The organism is Halorussus rarus (assembly GCF_003369835.1).
GTDB lineage: Archaea > Halobacteriota > Halobacteria > Halobacteriales > Haladaptataceae > Halorussus > Halorussus rarus.
The window spans coordinates 707,477-726,067 of the sequence record NZ_QPMJ01000001.1 but is presented as its reverse complement, the minus strand read 5'-3'; the positions used below and the strand labels follow the sequence as shown (position 1 = coordinate 726,067).

The 18,591-nt window shown below is 68.6% G+C and carries 20 protein-coding genes; 4 read left to right on the top strand and 16 right to left on the bottom strand.

Annotated elements, in window-relative coordinates; genetic code table 11:
- Positions 1 to 3: 3 nt before the first annotated feature.
- The 11 genes from nuoK to DVR07_RS03690 form a co-directional block, all read right to left on the bottom strand.
- The gene (gene nuoK / locus DVR07_RS03740) at positions 4 to 306 is read right to left on the bottom strand and encodes an NADH-quinone oxidoreductase subunit NuoK (RefSeq protein ID WP_115795429.1); all 303 of its coding nucleotides are present in this window, start codon (positions 304 to 306) and stop codon (positions 4 to 6) included.
- Positions 306 to 770 (bottom strand): NADH-quinone oxidoreductase subunit J family protein, encoded by a 465-nt coding sequence (locus DVR07_RS03735; RefSeq protein WP_193570009.1) that lies wholly within the window; start codon positions 768 to 770, stop codon positions 306 to 308. The genes nuoK and DVR07_RS03735 overlap by 1 nt, the downstream gene beginning before the upstream one ends.
- Positions 767 to 1,033, bottom strand: a complete 267-nt coding sequence (locus DVR07_RS03730; RefSeq protein WP_115795428.1) for an NADH-quinone oxidoreductase subunit J — start codon at positions 1,031 to 1,033, stop codon at positions 767 to 769. Before DVR07_RS03730 ends, DVR07_RS03735 begins: the two co-directional genes overlap by 4 nt.
- Before the next feature lie 52 nt (positions 1,034 to 1,085).
- A complete protein-coding gene (locus tag DVR07_RS03725) occupies positions 1,086 to 1,547 on the bottom strand; it encodes a NuoI/complex I 23 kDa subunit family protein (RefSeq protein WP_115795427.1) in 462 nt (153 codons plus the stop codon).
- Complete coding sequence (locus DVR07_RS03720; protein WP_115795426.1) at positions 1,547 to 2,638, bottom strand: complex I subunit 1/NuoH family protein; 1,092 nt, start codon at positions 2,636 to 2,638, stop codon at positions 1,547 to 1,549. The genes DVR07_RS03725 and DVR07_RS03720 overlap by 1 nt, the downstream gene beginning before the upstream one ends.
- Complete coding sequence (locus DVR07_RS03715; protein ID WP_115795425.1) at positions 2,638 to 4,305, bottom strand: NADH-quinone oxidoreductase subunit D; 1,668 nt, start codon at positions 4,303 to 4,305, stop codon at positions 2,638 to 2,640. The genes DVR07_RS03720 and DVR07_RS03715 overlap by 1 nt, the downstream gene beginning before the upstream one ends.
- Positions 4,302 to 5,006, bottom strand: a complete 705-nt coding sequence (locus DVR07_RS03710; protein WP_115795424.1) for an NADH-quinone oxidoreductase subunit B — start codon at positions 5,004 to 5,006, stop codon at positions 4,302 to 4,304. The genes DVR07_RS03715 and DVR07_RS03710 overlap by 4 nt, the downstream gene beginning before the upstream one ends.
- Positions 5,003 to 5,416: an NADH-quinone oxidoreductase subunit A gene (locus tag DVR07_RS03705; protein ID WP_115795423.1), complete on the bottom strand. Its 414-nt coding sequence runs from the start codon at positions 5,414 to 5,416 to the stop codon at positions 5,003 to 5,005. The genes DVR07_RS03710 and DVR07_RS03705 overlap by 4 nt, the downstream gene beginning before the upstream one ends.
- Positions 5,417 to 5,719: 303 nt before the next feature.
- Positions 5,720 to 6,355, bottom strand: a complete 636-nt coding sequence (purE, locus tag DVR07_RS03700; RefSeq protein ID WP_115795422.1) for a 5-(carboxyamino)imidazole ribonucleotide mutase — start codon at positions 6,353 to 6,355, stop codon at positions 5,720 to 5,722.
- Positions 6,352 to 7,521, bottom strand: a complete 1,170-nt coding sequence (locus DVR07_RS03695; protein ID WP_115795421.1) for a 5-(carboxyamino)imidazole ribonucleotide synthase — start codon at positions 7,519 to 7,521, stop codon at positions 6,352 to 6,354. Before DVR07_RS03695 ends, purE begins: the two co-directional genes overlap by 4 nt.
- A gap of 149 nt (positions 7,522 to 7,670) precedes the next feature.
- Positions 7,671 to 9,536: a flippase activity-associated protein Agl23 gene (locus DVR07_RS03690; protein ID WP_115795420.1), complete on the bottom strand. Its 1,866-nt coding sequence runs from the start codon at positions 9,534 to 9,536 to the stop codon at positions 7,671 to 7,673.
- An 80-nt stretch (positions 9,537 to 9,616) separates the two neighbouring features.
- Between DVR07_RS03690 and ribH the strand changes: the two genes are divergently transcribed.
- The 3 genes from ribH to DVR07_RS03675 all read left to right on the top strand — a co-directional run bounded on the left by ribH (position 9,617) and on the right by DVR07_RS03675 (position 12,166).
- On the top strand, positions 9,617 to 10,018 hold the full coding sequence (ribH, locus tag DVR07_RS03685) for a 6,7-dimethyl-8-ribityllumazine synthase (protein ID WP_115795419.1): 402 nt from the start codon (positions 9,617 to 9,619) through the stop codon (positions 10,016 to 10,018).
- A 2-nt stretch (positions 10,019 to 10,020) separates the two neighbouring features.
- Entirely contained in the window at positions 10,021 to 11,163 is a 1,143-nt protein-coding gene (locus DVR07_RS03680; RefSeq protein WP_205254476.1) for a pyridoxal phosphate-dependent aminotransferase, read from the top strand.
- 106 nt (positions 11,164 to 11,269) lie between these two features.
- Positions 11,270 to 12,166 carry a universal stress protein gene (locus tag DVR07_RS03675; protein ID WP_115795417.1) on the top strand — a complete coding sequence of 299 codons (897 nt, stop codon included), beginning with the start codon at positions 11,270 to 11,272 and terminating at the stop codon, positions 12,164 to 12,166.
- 333 nt (positions 12,167 to 12,499) lie between these two features.
- On the opposite strand, the gene DVR07_RS03670 is transcribed toward DVR07_RS03675, so the two are convergent.
- Complete coding sequence (locus DVR07_RS03670) at positions 12,500 to 13,321, bottom strand: nucleoside phosphorylase (RefSeq protein ID WP_115795416.1); 822 nt, start codon at positions 13,319 to 13,321, stop codon at positions 12,500 to 12,502.
- A 105-nt stretch (positions 13,322 to 13,426) separates the two neighbouring features.
- Between DVR07_RS03670 and DVR07_RS03665 the strand changes: the two genes are divergently transcribed.
- The gene (locus DVR07_RS03665; RefSeq protein ID WP_115795415.1) at positions 13,427 to 13,900 is read left to right on the top strand and encodes a hypothetical protein; all 474 of its coding nucleotides are present in this window, start codon (positions 13,427 to 13,429) and stop codon (positions 13,898 to 13,900) included.
- A gap of 14 nt (positions 13,901 to 13,914) precedes the next feature.
- Here the strand turns inward: DVR07_RS03665 and cdd are convergent, their stop codons facing one another.
- From cdd to DVR07_RS03645, 4 genes are all read right to left on the bottom strand, one after another.
- The gene (gene cdd / locus DVR07_RS03660; protein WP_115795414.1) at positions 13,915 to 14,301 is read right to left on the bottom strand and encodes a cytidine deaminase; all 387 of its coding nucleotides are present in this window, start codon (positions 14,299 to 14,301) and stop codon (positions 13,915 to 13,917) included.
- Positions 14,302 to 14,560: 259 nt separating this feature from the next.
- Entirely contained in the window at positions 14,561 to 15,595 is a 1,035-nt protein-coding gene (locus DVR07_RS03655) for an ABC transporter permease (protein WP_115795413.1), read from the bottom strand.
- Entirely contained in the window at positions 15,592 to 16,974 is a 1,383-nt protein-coding gene (locus tag DVR07_RS03650) for an ABC transporter permease (protein ID WP_115795412.1), read from the bottom strand. The genes DVR07_RS03655 and DVR07_RS03650 overlap by 4 nt, the downstream gene beginning before the upstream one ends.
- The gene (locus tag DVR07_RS03645; RefSeq protein WP_115795411.1) at positions 16,971 to 18,527 is read right to left on the bottom strand and encodes an ABC transporter ATP-binding protein; all 1,557 of its coding nucleotides are present in this window, start codon (positions 18,525 to 18,527) and stop codon (positions 16,971 to 16,973) included. Before DVR07_RS03645 ends, DVR07_RS03650 begins: the two co-directional genes overlap by 4 nt.
- Between the last annotated feature and the right edge of the window lie 64 nt (positions 18,528 to 18,591).

Sequence of the window (18,591 nt, the reverse complement as noted above, 5' to 3'; positions counted from 1 at the left end):
GTTTCACCACCTCATCGTTGTCGCTTCGGTCACGTCCACGTTCGCGAAGTTGCGGTACAACACGAGGATGATGCCGATGCCGACCGCGACCTCGGCGGCCGCCAGCGCCAGCGTGAACAGGCTGAACGTCTGGCCCGTCAGGTTGCCGTGGAACCGGGAGAACGCGACCAGGTTGATGTTGGCCGCGTTCAGCAGCAGCTCCACGCTCATCAGGAACAGAAGCGCGTTCCGGCGGGTCAGGATGCCGAACACGCCGATGCAGAAGATCGCGGCCGACAGCAGGAGGTAGTACTGGATGGGTACCATCAGTCGTCCACCTCCTCGCTTCCGACGGACTCGCTCCGCTCGTCCGTCGACGTTCGCTCACCGCCGTCCGCCACGACCTCGCCGGGCGTCGACTCCTGCTCGACCGCGTCCGAGCGCAGCGCCGACGTGATCTCGCCGCCGTCGTCCCGGCGGGCCAGCATCACCGCGCCGACCAGCGCCGCGACCAGCACGAGGTCGATGACCTCGAAGGGGATCAGGAACCCCTCGCTGGGCACGGCGTTCTGGGCGGCGATGTTGAACATCGCGTAGCCGATGCTCGCGGTGACGCCCGCGTCGCCCGCGAAACTCGCGGCGGCCTCGCCGAACTCGGCGCCGACGAAGACCCACGCCATCACCGCGAACAGCGCGACCGCGGCCACGCCCGGCCACAGTCGACCTCGGTCGCCGACGTCGGGGTCGGCGCTGAGGCCCCGCTCCTCGCGGTCGTCGTCGTATCCGCTCATGCGTTCGATACCTCCTCCGTGTCAGCCTGGCGCGTCAGCATCACGGCGAACGTGATGAGGACGAGTACGCCGCCCACGTAGACCAGCACCTGCATCGCGGCGAGGAACTCGGCCTGTAACATCACGTAGTGGACCGCGACTGAGAGCAGCGCGACGCCCAGCAGTAACGCCGAGTGCCACACGTCCCGCGCCAGGACGACGCCCAGACTGCTCGCGATCGTGACGAGCGCGAACAGTCCGAACGTGAGTGTCTCGTATACCATTTCAGTCACCTTGAAATTCTCGTAATCCGCCTTTTAACGTTTCGAGACGGACTTACTGGTAGTCCACCTCGCCCTCGCCCTCGCCGATCCACGCGCCGCGGTCGGGTTCGCGGGATTCGAGGGGGTCGATGTCCTTGTACCAGGGGACGTTCTTGAGCTGCTCCTTGTTGTACACGAGGTCGTCCTTGGTGTCGCCCGTGAACTCGAAGTTCTCGGTCAGCAGGATGGCGTCGACCGGACAGACCTCCTCGCACAGCCGGCAGTAGATGCACTGGCCGATGTGGAGGTTGTACTCCTCGCCGTTGCGCTGGTCGTCCTGCACGATCTGGATCGTGTCGTTCGGACAGACGTTCTCGCACTGGCGACACCAGATGCAGCGCTCCTGGCTGAACTTGTGGACCCCGCGGAACCGGGGGCTTACTTCGGGCGCCACGTCCGGGTACTCGACCGTGAACGTGGACCCGTCCAGTGCGTGCTTCAGCGTCGTCGCCATTGACTTGAGGACTCCGATCATTAGAGCATCACCCCGACGATGACGGCCGTGAGCACCAGGTTGGCGAAGCTCAGCACGAGCATGCCCTTCCAGCCGATCTCGATGAGCTGGTCGATGCGGACGCGCGGCACGGCCGACCGCGCCCACTGGGTGAACAGGAAGACGGCCCAGATCTTGATGAGGAACCAGACGAACCCGGGCAGCACCGGACCCGCGGGGCCGCCGAGGAAGAAGGTCGTGATGATGGCGCCGCCGAGGAAGATGTGGATGAACTCGCCCATGTAGAACAGGACGAAGTAGATGCTCGAGTACTCGGTCATGTACCCGGCCACGATCTCGGTCGGCGCCTCCGGGATGTCGAACGGGTTGCGTCCGACCTCCGCGAGGTTCGCCACCACGAACAGCACGAACGCGAACGGGTTGACGAACGCGAACCACGACGGGATCGTGATTCCGGCGACCGTCACCAGCGGTTCGGCCTGCTGGGCGACGATCTCGCTCATCTGGAGCGTGCCCGTGAACAGGATGACCGACGCCGCGGTGACGACCAGCGGAATCTCGTAGGCGATGTTCTGCGCGATGGCGCGCAGGCCGCCCATCAGCGAGTACTTGTTGTTCGACGCGTAGCCGGCCATCGCCAGCCCGAGGGTCGCGATGGACGCGGCCGCGAAGATGTACACCGCACCGCTCTCGGGATCGGCCAGCTGGAGGTTGATGCCGAAGATCGACCCCATCGGGACGACCGCGAACCCGATGAGCGCCGACGACGCCAGCACGATGGGCGCCAGGTCGTACGCCGGACGGTCGACGCCGTCCGGGATGATGAGCTCCTTGGCCATCAGCTGGACCGCGGCGGCCGGGATGATGAGCAGCCCCGCGGGACCGTGGCGGTTGACCGCGATGCGGTCGGTGAACGCCGCGGTGATCTTCCGCTTGGCCCACGGTCCGGCGACGCCGGCGTTGGCCAGCATGATGTTGGCGATGATGAACGCGCCGATGAACGCCGCGATGGCCTCCTGCCAGATCGCCAGGTCCCCGCCGAACAGCCACCGGCCGATGGTCTCGGGCAGCAGCGGGCCGGCCTGGTTCTGGAGGGGGACGAGCGGAACCATTAGCGGTCCACCTCCCCGAGGATCACGTCGAGGCTACCCAGCGCGGCGACGAGGTCCGGGACGTACTCGCCCTCTGCCATCGCCTCCAGCGAGTGGAGGTTGTTGAAGCAGGGGCTCCGGATCTTGAACCGGCCGGGCTTGTCGGTGCCGTCCGACCGGATGTAGATGCCGAGCTCGCCCTTCGCGCCCTCGACGGCCCGGTAGACCTCGGTGTCGGGGTCGGGCTTGAGCGTCCGGGGGACGTTGGACTGGATGTTGCGCTCGTCCTCCGGCCAGTCCTCGAGCAGGTCGACGCACTGGCTGATGATCTTCGCCGACTCCTCGACTTCGCGCATGCGCACGAGCAGCCGGGCGAAGTTGTCGCAGCCGTCCTCGGTGACGACGTCCCAGTCGAGCTCGTCGTAGTAGCCGTAGGGGTCGTCGCGGCGCAGGTCGTAGTCGACGCCCGAGCCGCGGGCGACCGGCCCCGTGCAGCCGTACTGCTTTGCCACCTCGGGTTCGAGGACGCCGGTGTTGATGGTCCGGGTCTGGAAGATCTCGTTGCCCGTGATGAGGTCGTGGTACTCCTCGAGGGTCTCGGGCAGGTCGTCGATGAAGTCCCGGATCTTCGCGAAGAACTCCTCGCGGGGCTCGGGCAGGTCCCAGACGACGCCGCCGAGCCGGAAGTAGTTGAACATCATGCGCTGGCCGGTCAGGTCCTCCAGGATGTTCTGGACCTTCTCGCGGTCGCGCATGGCGTACATGAAGATGGCGGTGAAGTCGCCGTAGATGTCGAGACAGAACGTGCCGAGCGCGAGCATGTGGGCCGCGATGCGGCAGAGCTCGGCGCCCATCGTCCGGACGATCTGGGCGTACTCGGGCACCTCGATGTCGTTGAGGTCCTCGGCCACGCGGGCGTACGCCCACTCGTTGAGCAGCCCCGCCGACGAGTAGTCCCACCGGTCGGGGTACGGCATGATCTGGTGGCGGTACGTACCCTGCTGGGCCATCTGCTCCTCGCAGCGGTGGAGGTAGCCGATGTCGGGTTCGACGTCGGCGACCTGCTCGCCGTCGAGGACGGCCTTGACGTGGAGCACGCCGTGGGTCGCGGGGTGGTGGGGCCCGATGTTGAGGAACATCGTGTCCGACTCGCTGTCCTTCGAGGACTCCGCGAGCGGGTTGACGTGTTCGTCGAGCGTGACCAGCTGGGGCTTGTCCTGGTCGTAGTCCGAGCTCAGCGGGTGGCCCTGCCAGGTCTCGGGCAGCAGGATGCGCCGGAGGTCGGGGTGGTTCTCGTAGTCGACGCCCACGAGGTCGTACGCCTCGCGCTCGTGCCACTCGGCGGTCTTGTACACCGACGCGGCCGACTCGCTGGTCGGGTTCTCCGGGTCGGTCGGGACGACCACGCTGACCTCCTGGGTCCGGTCGTCGTACTTCGTGAGGTGGTAGATGCTCTCGTAGCGGTCCGGGTAGTCCTGAGCGGTCACCATCGAGAGGTGGTCGAAGCCCGCCTCCTCCCGGAGGAGCTCGAGCGTCCCCTCGACCTCGTCGGGCCGGACGACGAACCCCTCGGCGTTGAGGTGGGTCTCGCGGTCGATGACCCGCTCGCCGAGCAGCGCTTCGAGTTCGTCGTAGTCGACGCCGTCCTCGGTGACGCCGACGTCGGCGCTGTGCTTCTCCAGGCTCATGGCGAATCAGCCCAGTTGTACCGCATCACGAGGGTGTCCTCGTCGATGTCGTCGGCGAGCTTCTCGACGAGCTCGTCGCGCTCAAGGTCGCCGAACTGCTCGAGCTCGTAGGGCTTGACCGTGACCGGGCTCGACTCGCCGTTGGCGATGCGCTCCTGGAGCTTCACGACGCCGTAGACCAACGCCTCGGGGCGGGGCGGGCAGCCCGGGACGTGGATGTCGACCGGGATGACCTCCTCGGCGCCCTTGATGACGTTGTACCCCTCCTGGAACGGGCCGCCCGAGATGGCGCACGAGCCCATGTTCACGACGAACTTGGGCTCGGGCATCTGGTCGTACACCCGCTTCATGCGGGGGGCGAACTTCGAGACGATGGTCCCGGGCACGATCATCACGTCGGCCTGCCGCGGCGACGCCCGGGGGACGCCCGACCCGAAGCGGTCGAGGTCGTGCTTGACCGCGTAGGTGTGCATCATCTCGATGCTGCAGCACGCGATACCGAACTGCAGCATGAACATCGACGACCCCCGCACCCAGTTCATGAACTTGTCGAACTTCGTGAGGATGAACGGCGACGAGCCGAACGCCTCCCGGAGCTTCGAGTTGAAGCGGTTGTCGAGGCCCGGGCCCGTCCGCGCCTCCCGGGTCTTGGTCTGCGGGTCTGTGCTACCGTGAATGTTCTCCCGTGGTTCGTTACTCATTGTCGTTCCACGCTCCGTTGCGAACGCTCGGGGTTCTTCACCCACCGGACGGCGCCGTTGCGCCACGCCCAGCCGAGACCGACGACGAGAACGCCGATGAATATCAACATCGGCAGCAGGGCCCCCGTCAGGCCCACGCCCTCCATCGAGACCGCGCGCTCGTAGATGACCGTCCAGGGAAAGATGAGGACGGTCTCGATGTCGAACACGACGAACAGCAGCGCAACCATGTAGTACTGGATGTTAAAGCGGATGCGCGTGCCGCCCGTCGGCACCTCGCCGCTCTCGTAGGTGGTGGTTTTTCCTTTCTCGGGCACGGTGGGCCGGAGCAGGCTGGACAGGGTCATCATCCCCGCCGGAATCAACAGCCCCACCAGCGCCAGCGCGCCAATCGCTATCCATGGATTCATGCCGATATTCTCCTACCATCCCGAGATTATGAGCGCACCCCTATAAGCGTTGATTCTTGCGATTCCGACGAATCTGGCCGCCTCGGCTCCCTTTCGCCGGCTTGGCGGTTTCTGTCGGGAAACGAAATGTTTCCGTGCGGGCGTCCCGACCTCTCGGCGCTAACCGGCGCTACGTCGGGGTCGTCAGTTCCCCGGACTGACGTTAAGCCCGGCAAACCGGCGGAACCGGTGGGACGAACCGCGATACCGGTCGATATCGCCGTCGAGAACGAGTCGACGCCGACGGGCGACGTCTCGGGTCTCCTACTCTCCGTCGCGGAAGCCGGGCGTCCCTCGCTCGTGGAGCCGCCGCGAGACGTCGGCGACGCCCTCCCGGAGGTCGTCGTGGTACGCGACGAGTTCGTCGCGCAACTCCTCGTGCTGGCGGGCCAGCACCTGGACCGCCGACAGCGCCGCGTTGAACGACTTGCCGGCGTCCACCGCGACGATGGGTGCGCCCGTCGGCATCCCGACGACCGAGGGCAGCGACTTCTCCTGGACCGGGACGCCGACGACGGGAAGCGGGTACGCCAGCGACGCGGTCATGTTCGGCAGGTCGGCCGACTTGCCGCCGGCGCCCGCGACGATCACGTCCAGCCCGCGCTCCTCGGCCGTCTCGGCGTAGGCGTACATCAGTTCGGGCGTGCGGTGGGCCGACACCACGTACGTCTCGAAGGTGAACCGGGCCTCGGGCGGGTCGTCGTAGTCGGTGACCTCCTCGAAGCCCAGGTCGGTCAGCGCGTCGTAGGCGCCCGGGGAGTCGTCGGACCCGGCCATCACGTCGAGGTCCGAGTCGCTCCCCATGATAATCCCGATTTCGGGTGTGTCCTCGGGGTCTCTGTCGGTCTCCGCCTCGGCTCGCAGGTCGTCGATGAGTCGCTGGAGTTCGCTCTCGCTCATTCGAAGGTCACCTCGTCGCGCAGGTCGCGGGCCGCCTGCAGCAGCCGGTCAGGACCATCTTCGTCGCAGCCGCCCACCAGCGTGAGGTGGCCCATCTTCCGGAGCGGGTACACCTCGTGCTTGCCGTACCAGTGGTAGCTCGCGCCGGGCGCGGCCAGAATCGCCTCCTCGCCTGATGTCTCGGCGGGCCGGCGCTCGCCGTCGTCGCCGAGGATGTTCGCCGACACCACCGGGCTCCGGAGGTCGGTCGCGCCGAGCGGCCGACCGGTCACGGCGCGGGCGTGCTGCTCGAACTGGGAGGTCAGCGCGCCCTCGATGGTGTAGTGGCCGGAGTTGTGGGGCCGGGGAGCGATCTCGTTGACCAGGATTTCCCCATCAGGGGTTTCGAACAGTTCGATACCGTAGACGCCGCGTCCAGACAGCAGGTCGAGCACGTCCTCGGCTACCTCGCGGGCGCGGTCGGCGACTTCCTCGTCGGTCCGGGCCGGCACGACCGTCTCGCGGAGAATCTCCTCGCGGTGGACGTTCTCGCCCAGCGGGAAGGTCGCGGTCTCGTCGTCCCCTTTCACCCCGATGACCGAGACCTCCCGCTCGAAGTCGACGAACTCCTCGACCATCGCGCGCGCTCCGTCGCCGTCGGTCGTGGCCTCGATTTCGGCCAGCGCCTCGTCGATATCGCCCTCGTCTTCGACCGGGACGTTCCCCCGGCCGTCGTAGCCGCCCTCGCGGGCCTTCAGCATGACCGGGTAGCCGAACGCGTCGACCGCCGCCTCCAGGTCCTCGCGGTCGTCGACCCGCCGGAACTCGGGCACGGGAATCCCGGCCTCGCGCAGCGTCTCCTTCTGGACCAGTTTGTCCTGGATGGTCCGGAGCGTCTCGGGGTCGGGGTTCACGGGAACGCCGTACTCGCGCTCGACGGCCGCCAGCAGGTCGGGGTCGGCCAGTTCGATCTCGTAGGTCAGGTAGTCGGCGCGCTCGGCCAGCTCCCGGACCGCCGCCTCGTCGTCGAACTCGCCGACGACCTGGTCCCGGGAGACGAGGGAGGCCGGACAGTCGGGCGTCGGGTCGAGCACGACCAGTTCGACGCCGAGCGGGGCGGCCGCCTCCGCCAGCATCCGGCCGAGCTGTCCGCCGCCCACGACGCCGAGCGTCTCGTTGTCGCTCATCTGGGCGGTACTTGTGGACGCCACTGCATAAGATTTGCCAACTCGGCCAAGAGATATACACGTTCGTGGCCACTGGGCAGCAGGTCAGTCGCTCGTAGTCGGTGGCCTCACTGTAGTTCGTAGTCGGCACTGTAGTCGATGGCAACCGGTCACACGCTCGGTGGAGCCACGCTGCGCTGCTGCTGGCCCCCGGCGCCGCCCGCCGACCCGAGGTACTCCCGGTCGATGAAGAAGACCGTCCGGCTGCCCCAGAGGGTGAGCTCGTGCTCGAACGCCCGGTAGCCGTCGAGTCGCTGCGCCACGGCCTCCCGGTTCTCCGCGCGGGCGACGACGACCGGCGGCGGGTTCGAGGCGACCTCGTTCAGGTCCGTGGTGCTGTCGACTTCCGCGCCGTACTGCTCGGTGTACCACGGCAGCGGCAGCCGGTCGTACCAGCCGCCGCCCGCAGCCCAGCGGTCGTTCTCCGTCTCGTCGGCCACGTAGAAGTCCGACCCGTAGTACAGCACGTCGGTCCCGTCGTTCCGGTTCACCGCGTAGCGCACCCGTTCGAGGGTCGGGCGGATTCCCTCGGCGGGCTGACCGTACTGGAGCAGTTTGTTCTCGTTCTGCTCGGCGTCGTCGAGGTACCGGTCGGCCGGGTGGAGGTACGTGGTGTCGACCGCGGCGGCCGCGACCTGACCGGCGAGCGCGAGCACGAGGAGGGCGGTGAGCGTGGCGCTCACCGCGTCGCCGTCGGCGACGAACTCCGCGCCCCACCGGACGAAGATGGCGAGGCCGACCCCCGCCGGGATCGCCAGCGGGATCACGGCGTGGACGACCTCCCACGGGAAGGCGTTCTCCACGATGACGGGGTAGCCCAGCACGCTGACGAACCCCCAGTAGCCGGCGAACGCCACCAGGTCGCGCGGCCGGTCGCCGGCGAACCGGTCGACGACGAAGCCGACGACCGACAGCGCGAGCAGGACGGGCGCGCCCGCCCAGAGCACCGCGCCGAGCGACTCGAGCGTCCCGATGTACGCCGTCTGGTTACCCTCGCCCCACTTGCCGACGAACGACTCCCACGACCCGACGGTCGCCTCCTCTATCACCGCCGGGAACATGCCTGGGTTCGAGAACGCCTTCCAGAGGCCGGGTTCGGGGATGCCCCGCGACCGCGGCGCGTAGAAGAAGATTACGACCGCGAAGAAGAAGACGAGTCCGGCGACAACGTGGATGGTCCACCGGCTAAACAGGACCGCCCGTGCGACAGGAACGACCACTTCCCGGTAGAACGCCCCGAACCGTGTCTGGCCGTCGTCGCGGGCCGACCGATAACCCCGGACCGCGTCGGGGAGCGGCCCGGGCAGTGCCGCCGCCCGGTCGTCGGCGAGCCGGAGCCGGTGGTCCAGCAGCAGGACGGCGGCGCCCAGCCACGTCACGACGTAGACCAGGACGTTCTCCTTCGTGGTGAACGCCAGCGCGAGCATCAGCGTCCCGGCGTAGAGGTACCGCGGTTTGCGGGTGTCGAACAGCCGGACGTAGAACGCCAGCGCGTAGATCATGAACGCCGCCAGCAGGACGTCGTTGCGCATGAACCGCGAGTAGTACAGGGAGATGGGGTTGACCGCGAAGAACAGCCCCACCGCGACCATCTCGACCCGGCCGAGTCGCTCGCGGAACAGCCACGCGGTCGCGGGGAGCAGCCCCGAGACCACCGCGACGGGCACCCTCGCCACGAAGTCGCTCGCGCCGAACAGCCAGAACAGGTACTTGTTCACGTGGTAGAGGAAGGGACCGTGGATGACGGCGTGGTACTCCCAGATGCCGTTCTCGGCGTAACGCAGGATCCAGTAGCCGACCCGGCCCTCGTCCCAGTGGAACACGCGGGCGCCGAGCGCGAAGAAGCGAAGCGACAGCGCCAGCAGCGTCACCGCGACCACCGCGATGGCGGTGCGGGTGCCGACCGTCCGACCGAACGCGGTCACGGTGTCGGGGGTCCACCGCCGGGCGCTCGCGGACTGCTCGTCTGCGGTCATCGTTTCCGGGAACCATCCCGAGGGATACAAGTTTTCCGGAGAACGGTAGTTCTTTTACCGGTCCAGTCCTCGTCCCGAGCATGGTTGCTCTCGGGCTCGTCGTCTCGCGATTCAACCGCGAGGTGACCGAGCAGATGGAGGAACGCGCCCGCGAGGCGGCCGGCGACCGCGGCGCGGAGGTGGTCGACACGCTCCGCGTCCCCGGCGCGTACGACGCCCCGCTCGCGGCCGACCGGCTGGCCAGACGCGAAGACGTCGACGCCGTCGCGGTGGTCGGTACCATCGTGACCGGCGACACCGACCACGACCGCGTCATCGCCGACGCGACCGCGAAGGGGCTGACCGACGTGAGCCTCGACCGCGACACGCCGGTGACGTTCGGCGTGAGCGGTCCGGGCATGTCCGGAGCGGAGGCCCGCGAGCGCGTAGAGAAGGGTGCGGAGGCTGTAGACGCGGCGATCGATCTAACGGAGGAACTCTGAACATGGACTTTTCGGACCGAATACAACGAGTCGAACCGAGCGCGACGCTCGCCATCAGCAACCTCGCGAGCGAACTCGAGGCCGAGGGTGCGGACGTCGTGGACCTGAGCGTGGGCGAACCCGACTTCCCGACGCCCGACAACGTCGTCGACGCCGGCCAGGAAGCGATGGATGCGGGCCACACCGGCTACACCTCCTCGAACGGTATCCCCGAACTCCGCGAGGCCATCGCCGAGAAGCTCCGTGACGACGGCCTCGACCACGAGGCCGGCAACGTCATCGTGACGCCCGGCGCGAAGCAGGCGCTCTACGAGGCCGTCCAGACTCTCGTGGACGACGGCGACGAGGTCGTCCTGCTCGACCCCGCGTGGGTCTCCTACGAGGCGATGGTGAAGCTGGCGGGCGGCCGGCTCAATCGCGTCGATCTCTCGCCCCACGACTTCCAGCTCGAACCCGGGCTGGACGACCTCGGCGAGGCGGTCTCGGACGACACCGAACTGCTCGTGGTCAACTCCCCGAGCAACCCCACGGGCGCGGTCTACTCCGACGCCGCCCTCGAGGGCGTCCGCGACCTCGCGGTCGACCACGACGTGACCGTCATCAGCGACGAGATCTACCAGGAGATAACCTACGGCGCGGAGCCGACCAGCCTGGGCACCTTCGACGGGATGGCCGAGCGGACCGTCACCGTAAACGGGTTCTCGAAGGCCTACTCGATGACCGGCTGGCGACTCGGCTACTTCGCTGGGCCCGAGGAACTCGTCTCGCAGGCCGGGAAGCTCCACTCCCACTCGGTCTCCTGCGCGACCAACTTCGTCCAGCACGCCGGCGTCGAGGCGCTCCGGAACACCGACGAGGCCGTCGACGAGATGGTCGAGGCGTTCGCCGAGCGCCGGTCGTTCCTGCTCGACCGCCTGGGCGAGGAGGGCGTCGAGGCGCCCGAACCCGACGGCGCATTCTACCTGATGATGCCCGTGGCCGACGACGACCAGACGTGGTGCGAGCAGGCCTTGGAGGAGGCCCACGTCGCCACCGTGCCGGGCAGCGCGTTCGGCGCGCCCGGCTACGCCCGCATCTCCTACGCTAACAGCACCGAGCGCATCGGCGAGGCGGTCGACCGGCTCGTCGACGCCGACCTCCTGTAGAACCACGCCGGATCGGCCGTCTTCTTTCTGTCCCCGGTTCTCGCGATCCGAGCAGTGTCGCCCGTATTAAGGAAGTACGGGTCGTACCGCCGCGGTACGAGTCACCATGTACGACACGCTCCTCGTTCCGACCGACGGCAGCGAACACGCAGAGCGCGCGGCCGAGCACGCGCTGACCCTGGCACGGGCGTTCGACGCGACGGTCCACCTCATCAACGTGGTCGACGTCCAGGACGCGGGCGGACTGTTCAGCGCGGGCGGCGTCGACGAGGCGTTCGTCGGCCGTCTCGAAGACGAGGCCCGCGACATCATCGCGGACCTCGAAGCGCTGGCCGAACCGGGCGACGACGTTCAGACCGCGGTCGTCCGGAACAGACCCTCGAAGGGCATCCTCGCCTACGCCGACGAACACGATGTGGACCTCGTCTTCATGGGAACGCACGGTCGGACCGGCGTGAACCGGTACGTCATGGGGAGCGTGGCCGAGCGCATCGTCCGGCTCTCGGAGGTGCCGGTGTTCACGGTACGGGCGACCGAACGCAGCGTCCTCGACGACGGCTACGACGACGTCATGATTCCGACCGACGGCAGCGACTGCGCGGAGCTCGCGGTCGACCACGGCATCGCGGTCGCCGAGAAGTTCGACGCGACCGTCCACGCGGTGTACGTCGTCGACATCCGAGCCGCGGCCACCGCATCGGACGCCCCCGGCGAAACCGGCCTGCTGTCGCGGCTCGAAGAGCAGGGTCGCGAGGCGACCGACGCCATCGCCGAGCGGGCGCGCGAGGCGGGGCTCGACGCCACGACCGCGGTCGGAGAGGGCGTCCCGGCGAGCGGGCTGGTCGACTACGTCGACGAAGAGGGCGTGGACCTGGTCGCGATGGGGACCCACGGCCGGACCGGATTCGACCGGTACTTCATGGGCAGCACCGCCGCGAAGGTCGTCCGGACCTCGGAGGTGCCGGTCCTGTCGGTGCGGGCGGCGGACCGCGACGACGAGTGACGGGGTCGGGGGGAAGGGCTCAGCCCTCTCGGGGTAGTCGGACTGGCGGTCGCAGGTGCCGACTCTGGCCGACCGCGCGAGGCGTCCGGCCGAGATTCGTCCCGCCTTCGCATTTAAAATCTCGCAGACGACGCCGTGGGAGCTATTCCAAACTCAGCCCGGGGTGCCACCACTCGACGTCCGCCTCCGCCTTCGTCGCGTCCGATCCCACCTTTTTCCGTCTCGGGTATCCTCACCCCTCGCGGCGCTCGGAGTTGCGGGTACCGCTCGGCGCGAAAATCCGGACCAAAAAGCGCTGCTCGCTCACTTCGTTCGCTCGCAGTACAGTGGCGCTCAGTCGAGGCTGAGACCAGAATGCCACCGCTCGACGCCGGCCTCCGCCTTCGTCGCGTCCATCTGCGCGAGCAGCTTCACCGCGAGGCTCGCGGTCTCGGCCGCGCGGTTCTCGCCCTCGGTCAGGAACTCGCCGGTCTCACGGTTGGCGAACACCGAGCAGACCGCACCCGCCCGGAGGCCGTAGATGCTGGCCAGCGTCATGATGGCGGAGGCCTCCATCTCGATGTTCTTGACGTTCGCGTCCTTCAGCGTCTCGACGAGTTCGTCGCTGCCCGCGGCCTCGAACCCCTCGAACCCCGGCCGGCCCTGACCGGCGTAGAAGCTGTCGGCGCTCATCGTGACGCCGGTGTGGTAGTCGTAGCCCAGACGTTCGGCGGCCGCGACGAGTGCGGAGACGACCTCGTAGTCGGCGACGGCGGGGTAGTCCTCCCGGACGTACGCGTCGCTGGTGCCCTCCTGGCGGACGCCGCCGGTCGAGATGACGAGGTCGCCGACCGCCATGTCGGGCTGGATGGCGCCGCACGACCCCACGCGGATGAAGGTGTCCGCGCCGACCCGGGCGAGTTCCTCGACCGCGATTGCCGCCGAGGGGCTGCCGATGCCGGTCGAGGTGACGCTGACGGGCGTCCCCTCGTACTCGCCCGTGACGGTCCGGTACTCGCGGTGGCGGGCCACCTCCTCGGCCGAGTCCCAGAACTGGGTTATCTTCTCGATGCGCTCGGGATTGCCCGGCAGGAGGACCGCGTCGGCAACGTCGCCCTCGCCGACCTCGATGTGGTACTGCACGTCGTCGTTGGGGTCTTCGCTGTCGCCGGTCATGCCGTTGGCTGACTCGGTCGGCGAGTATAAAGGGTTCGTCGCGCCCCGGGGCGGCGTGGTGTCGACAGGAAAACACTCATGGAGGCCGTGTGAGAGTTCAGAGTGATGCCCTCCAGACGCAAGCTTCTCGCCGCTCTCGGTGGCGCGACCGCCGCCGGGCTCGCGGGCTGTAGCGCCGCCGAATCGGGCGGCTCGGACACGATCGACTGCCAGACCGGTGCGCTCGAACACGGAGACGGGGACGTTCTCGACAACGGGGCGCAGGCCTACGTCAAGGACGACGACGTCAGACTGTCGGTTCCGTTGTACCTGGACGACGTGCGCTCGAAGGGGGTCGATTCGCTCCGGGTCTACGGTGCGTCCGGTGAGCTGGCGTACGTGGTTCCGGTCTCGGCGGGCGACGCCGACCTGATGGCGAACAAGGACCGGGTCGGGGAGGGACAGCTGCTGTACGAGCAGTACCTCGGCGAGCGACCGCTCCACAACCAGTACAGGATCGTCGCGGTGAACGCCCGCGACGAACCCCTGGATTCGGTGACGGTCGAGTTCAACTGCTTCCCGGACGTCTCGGCGGAGTAGCCGATTCGAGGTCGTTACTCCAGCATCTCCTCGGTGATGGTGTTCGGCAGGAGCTCGCCGAGCGTGTACTCCGCGACGTCGTCGCCCTCGTCGCAGACCACCGGCATGTCGTCGTCGCAGAACTCCGAGAGCGTCTGGCGGCACATCCCGCAGGGGGTCACGCCGTCGCGCCGGCCCGAACTCACCGCCAGCGCGTCGAACTCGCGGTGGCCCTGCTTGACCGCCTCCGCGACCGCGACCTCCTCGGCGTGGAGGGAGTTACTGTAGTTGGCGTTCTCGATGTTGCAGCCGACGTAGACGCTGCCGTCGGCGGTCCGGAGCGCCGCGCCGACCGGGTAGTCCGAGTAGGGGACGTGGGCCTCGTCCTGCACCTCGCGGGCGGCCTCGATGAGTTCGTCCATGGTGGTGGAGGTTGGGAGGCGCGGGCCATATATCTCCCGCCCTCGCCCGACAGGTCCTTGCGAGCGAAAGCGAGTCCCGAAGGTTGAAATGCGAAGTCGGGACGAATCTCGGCCGGACGCCTCGCGCGGTCCCGAAGGAGGGCAGTCTGCGCGCACTGGGGACCGCCAGTCCGACTACCCCGAGAGGGCTGAGCCGACAGCATGGAGCGGTCGCAGTATGCGGGGCAGCAACAGAGTCCGGCGACGGAACACGCGGGCGCTACTCCTCGCCGGACTCGTAGTGCTCGCCCGCGGCGTCCGGAATCCGGGTGTGACCGACGAACGCCAGCACCACGACCACGGTCACGTACGGGATGATGCCGATGAGCTCGCTCGGGATGCTGTAGCCGAGCTGCTGGAGCCGGATCTGGAGCGCGTCCAGGCTCGCGAACAGGAACGACGCGCCGAACGCCCCGAGCGGGTTGTAGTTGCCGAACAGCAGCGCCGTGATGCCGATCCAGCCCCGGCCGTTGACCATCGTCGCCCCGCCGCCGATGAACTGGCCGACGCGACCGAGCGCCAGGCCGGCGCCGCCGAGCCCCGAGAAAAACCCGGACAGCAGCACGCCCGAGTACCGCACCTTCCGGACGTCGACGCCCACGGTATCGAGCGCCTTCGGGTTCTCCCCGCTGGCCTCGATCCACCGACCGAAGGCGGTCCGGTTCAGCGCGTACCACGCCGCGGGCACCGCGACCAGCATCATCACGACCGGCGGGTTCACCTCGGCCACCAGCAGGTCGAAGTTGTTCAGCGTGGCGACCGGCGGGCTGTTGACCTGGCCCCAGATGACCTTGCTCGCGAACGGCGCGAGGCCGAGCGCGATGAGCCAGACCGCCAGGCCGGCGATGATCTGGTCGGCCTTGAACTCGATACAGACGACCGCGAACAGCAGCGAGAACAGCACGCTCGCCAGTACCGCGGCCCAGAAACCGAGCCACAGCTCGAGTTGCGTGGGGCTCCCGCCGCCAATGGTCGCGGCCACCGCGACCGAGGTGAACGCCGAGATGATGAGCAGCCCCTCGAGTCCGATGTTGATGACGCCGCTCTTCTCGGCGAAGATGCCGCCGAGCGCCGCGAACGCGATGGGGACCGCGAGCCGCAGCACCGCTCGCACGTAGTTCGCGTCGACGATGCGGACGATCTCCGACACCGGGCTCTCCGGGAAGAACAGCTCGACCGCGACCAGCACGAGCGCGACCAGGGCCGCCGCGCCCCCGAGCCAGCGGCGCTTCCGCGAGGGGCCGGCGTAGCTCATCGGTCGTCACCCCCGCGGTCGTCGCCGGCGGCGTCGGTCGTCTCGCCGTCAAGGGCGTCCGTCTGCCCGCCGACCGGGCCGTCTGTGGTCCCTTCGACGCTGTCGCCCCCAGTTCCGCCGCCGCCGTCGGTCGCCACCGACGGCTGCTCCTCGCCGAACCGGAACCGCGCGCCGACCATCCGGAAGAACTCCGGCATGGCGACGAACAGGATGATGAGCCCGCGCAGGACCCCGACCAGCTGTTTGGGCACCGCGAGCTGGAACTCGATGGAGAGGCTCCCGGTCTTGAGCGCGCCGAACAGCAGCGCCGCCGGGATGACCCCCAGCGGGTTGTTGCCCGCGAGGATGGAGACGGTGATGCCGTCGAAGCCCAGCGACGGGATTCCGGTTCGCCACCGCGAGGCGACCATCAGGACGTACACCGCGCCGCCGAGCCCGCCGATGGCGCCCGACAGCGCCATGCTCGAAACCATCGTCCGCTCGGCGTCGACGCCGCCGTACTCGGCGGCCTCCGGCTGGACGCCGCTCGTCCGGAGGTCGTACCCGAACGAGGTCCCGTTGAGCATCCAGTAGATGGCACCCGCCAGCGCGAGCGCCCCGACCAGCGCGTAGGCCGAGAACGAGAACACCGACTCCCCGAAGAAGACCGGCTGGAACCGCGCGAACTCCGGGACCGCCCGGGTCTGGACGGTCTGGCTGTTGGGGTCCTTGAACACCTCCGAGACCAGCGTGAACGCGATGCCCGACGCCACGAAGTTGAGCATGATGGTCGTGATGACCTCGTTGGCGTCGGCGTAGGCCTTCAGCGCGCCCGGAATCGCCCCCCAGATGCCGCCGACGACGGCGCCGGCGAGCAGGCCGACGGTTATCAGGATCAGCCCGCCCACCGCGCCCGCGGGGACCACCGGCGCCACCCAGACGACCGCCAGCGCGGTCCCGAGCGCGCCCAGCACCAGCTGGCCCTGGGTCCCGATGTTGAACATCCCGGCGCGGAACGAGACCGCGACCGCCAGCCCCGTGAACAGCAGCAGCGTCGTCTCCTTGAGCGTGAGCGCGAAGTTGTACGACGGGAACAGCGCGCCGCCGAGCATGACCCGGTAGACCGCGACCGGGTCGTAGCAGAACGACCCGACGCCGGAGGCGGCGAAGAACGGCGAGTCGCAGGTCGCCACCCACCCCGACGCGAGCACGACCAGCGCGCCGACGACCACCGACAGCGCGAGCGCCGCGAGGCTGATGAGGATCCGTTCGACCGCGGAGGCGTCGACCAGCCGCCCGAGCGCGCGGTCGGCCCGGCCCTGCCACGAGTCCTCCGGATTCGGGTCGGTCTCGTCACCGTCGTCGCGGTCCGGCGCGTCGTCGGGACCGCTCGAACTCATCGCTCACCCCCGACGGGGTCGGCGATGCTGGGCGCGTCCTCGGGGTGTTCGCCCGCCATCAGCAGGCCCAGCTCCTCCTCTGTCACCGCGTCGGGGTCGACCACGTCCATGATCTCGCCCTCGTACATCACGGCGAGCCGGTCGGAGAGCTGCTGGACCTCGTCGAGCTTCGAGGAGACCAGCAGCACGGTCTTGCCCGCACGCCGGAGGTCGAGGATGCGCTCGTGGATGAACTCGATGCTCCCCACGTCGACCCCGCGGGTCGGATGCGAGGCGACCACCACCTCGGGGTCGCGGGCGAACTCCCGGCCGACGACGAACTTCTGCTGGTTGCCGCCCGACAGCGACTCGGCCTCGGCGTCGGCGTTCGGCGGCCGCACGTCGTACTCCTCGATGACGTCCTCGGCGTGGTCGCGGGTCTGGCCCCAGTCGATGCGGCCCCCGCCGGCGAACGGCGGGCCGTGCTGGCTGCCGAGCAGCCCGTTCTCCACCAGGTCGAACTCCATCACCAGCCCGCGCTCCTGGCGGTCCTCGGGGACGTAGGCCATCCCGGCGTCGATGCGCTCGCGGCGCGAGAGGTCGGTGACGTCCCGGCCGCCCATCGAGACCGACCCCTCCTCGGGCGCGGCGAGCCCGGTGATGGCCTCGACGAGCTCCGACTGACCGTTGCCGTCCACCCCGGCGATGCCGAACACCTCGCCCTCGCGGGCCGCGATGTCGACGCCGCCGACCTGCTCGACGCCCCGGTCGTCGGTGACCCGCAGGTCCGACACCGACAGGCCGACGTCGCCCGGTTCGGCGGGCTCCTTGTCGGCCTCGAGCAGCACCTCCCGGCCGACCATCAGCTCGGCGAGCTCCTCGCGGCTCGTGGCGTCGGCGTCCACCGTCCCGACGTTCCGGCCGTCCCGGAGCACCGTGATGTCGTCGGCGGCCTCCATCGCCTCGCCCAGCTTGTGGGTGATGAAGATGATGGTCTTGTCCTCGGCCGCCAGCTCGTCGAACACCTCGAAGAGGTCCTCGACCTCCTGGGGCGTGAGCACCGCAGTCGGCTCGTCGAGGATGAGCACGTCGGCGCCGCCGTACAGCGCCTTCAGAATCTCGACGCGCTGCTGGACCCCCACGCTGACGTCCTCGATGCGGGCGGTCGGGTCGACGTCGAAGCCGTAGCGCTCGCTCAGTTCCCGGACGTCCGCCTCGGCCTGCGCCCGGTCCATCGCGAGTCCGCCCCACTTCCGGGGCTCGTGGCCGAGCACGATGTTCTCGGCGGTGCTCAGCGTGTCGACGAGCATGAAGTGCTGGTGTATCATCCCGATGCCCGCGTCGATGGCGTCCCGCGGCGTGTCGAACTCGCGGGGCTCCCCGTGCACGTGGACGGTCCCGCCCTCGGGCTGGTAGAGACCGTACAGCACGTTCATCAGCGTCGTCTTCCCCGCCCCGTTCTCGCCGAGGAGGGCGTGGACGCTCCCCTCCTCCACCGCGAGGTCGACCTCGTCGTTGGCGACGACGCCGGGGAACCGCTTGGTTATCCCCTCCAGGTGGACGGCTACGGTCATCTTTGGTCGGTGTTCACGACGGGTCCGCTTAAGATGCGTGATTTGTAGAGGAGCGTTCGGAAAA

Excerpts from the sequence above, each read along its gene's own strand:
- nuoK (WP_115795429.1), bottom strand. The coding sequence starts at position 306 with ATGGTACCCATCCAGTACTACCTCCTGCTGTCGGCCGCGATCTTCTGC.
- DVR07_RS03735 (WP_193570009.1), bottom strand. The coding sequence starts at position 770 with ATGAGCGGATACGACGACGACCGCGAGGAGCGGGGCCTCAGCGCCGAC.
- DVR07_RS03730 (WP_115795428.1), bottom strand. The coding sequence starts at position 1,033 with ATGGTATACGAGACACTCACGTTCGGACTGTTCGCGCTCGTCACGATC.
- DVR07_RS03725 (WP_115795427.1), bottom strand. The coding sequence starts at position 1,547 with ATGATCGGAGTCCTCAAGTCAATGGCGACGACGCTGAAGCACGCACTG.
- DVR07_RS03720 (WP_115795426.1), bottom strand. The coding sequence starts at position 2,638 with ATGGTTCCGCTCGTCCCCCTCCAGAACCAGGCCGGCCCGCTGCTGCCC.
- DVR07_RS03715 (WP_115795425.1), bottom strand. The coding sequence starts at position 4,305 with ATGAGCCTGGAGAAGCACAGCGCCGACGTCGGCGTCACCGAGGACGGC.
- DVR07_RS03710 (WP_115795424.1), bottom strand. The coding sequence starts at position 5,006 with ATGAGTAACGAACCACGGGAGAACATTCACGGTAGCACAGACCCGCAG.
- DVR07_RS03705 (WP_115795423.1), bottom strand. The coding sequence starts at position 5,416 with ATGAATCCATGGATAGCGATTGGCGCGCTGGCGCTGGTGGGGCTGTTG.
- purE (WP_115795422.1), bottom strand. The coding sequence starts at position 6,355 with ATGAGCGAGAGCGAACTCCAGCGACTCATCGACGACCTGCGAGCCGAG.
- DVR07_RS03695 (WP_115795421.1), bottom strand. The coding sequence starts at position 7,521 with ATGAGCGACAACGAGACGCTCGGCGTCGTGGGCGGCGGACAGCTCGGC.
- DVR07_RS03690 (WP_115795420.1), bottom strand. The coding sequence starts at position 9,536 with ATGACCGCAGACGAGCAGTCCGCGAGCGCCCGGCGGTGGACCCCCGAC.
- ribH (WP_115795419.1), top strand. The coding sequence starts at position 9,617 with ATGGTTGCTCTCGGGCTCGTCGTCTCGCGATTCAACCGCGAGGTGACC.
- DVR07_RS03680 (WP_205254476.1), top strand. The coding sequence starts at position 10,021 with ATGGACTTTTCGGACCGAATACAACGAGTCGAACCGAGCGCGACGCTC.
- DVR07_RS03675 (WP_115795417.1), top strand. The coding sequence starts at position 11,270 with ATGTACGACACGCTCCTCGTTCCGACCGACGGCAGCGAACACGCAGAG.
- DVR07_RS03670 (WP_115795416.1), bottom strand. The coding sequence starts at position 13,321 with ATGACCGGCGACAGCGAAGACCCCAACGACGACGTGCAGTACCACATC.
- DVR07_RS03665 (WP_115795415.1), top strand. The coding sequence starts at position 13,427 with ATGCCCTCCAGACGCAAGCTTCTCGCCGCTCTCGGTGGCGCGACCGCC.
- cdd (WP_115795414.1), bottom strand. The coding sequence starts at position 14,301 with ATGGACGAACTCATCGAGGCCGCCCGCGAGGTGCAGGACGAGGCCCAC.
- DVR07_RS03655 (WP_115795413.1), bottom strand. The coding sequence starts at position 15,595 with ATGAGCTACGCCGGCCCCTCGCGGAAGCGCCGCTGGCTCGGGGGCGCG.
- DVR07_RS03650 (WP_115795412.1), bottom strand. The coding sequence starts at position 16,974 with ATGAGTTCGAGCGGTCCCGACGACGCGCCGGACCGCGACGACGGTGAC.
- DVR07_RS03645 (WP_115795411.1), bottom strand. The coding sequence starts at position 18,527 with ATGACCGTAGCCGTCCACCTGGAGGGGATAACCAAGCGGTTCCCCGGC.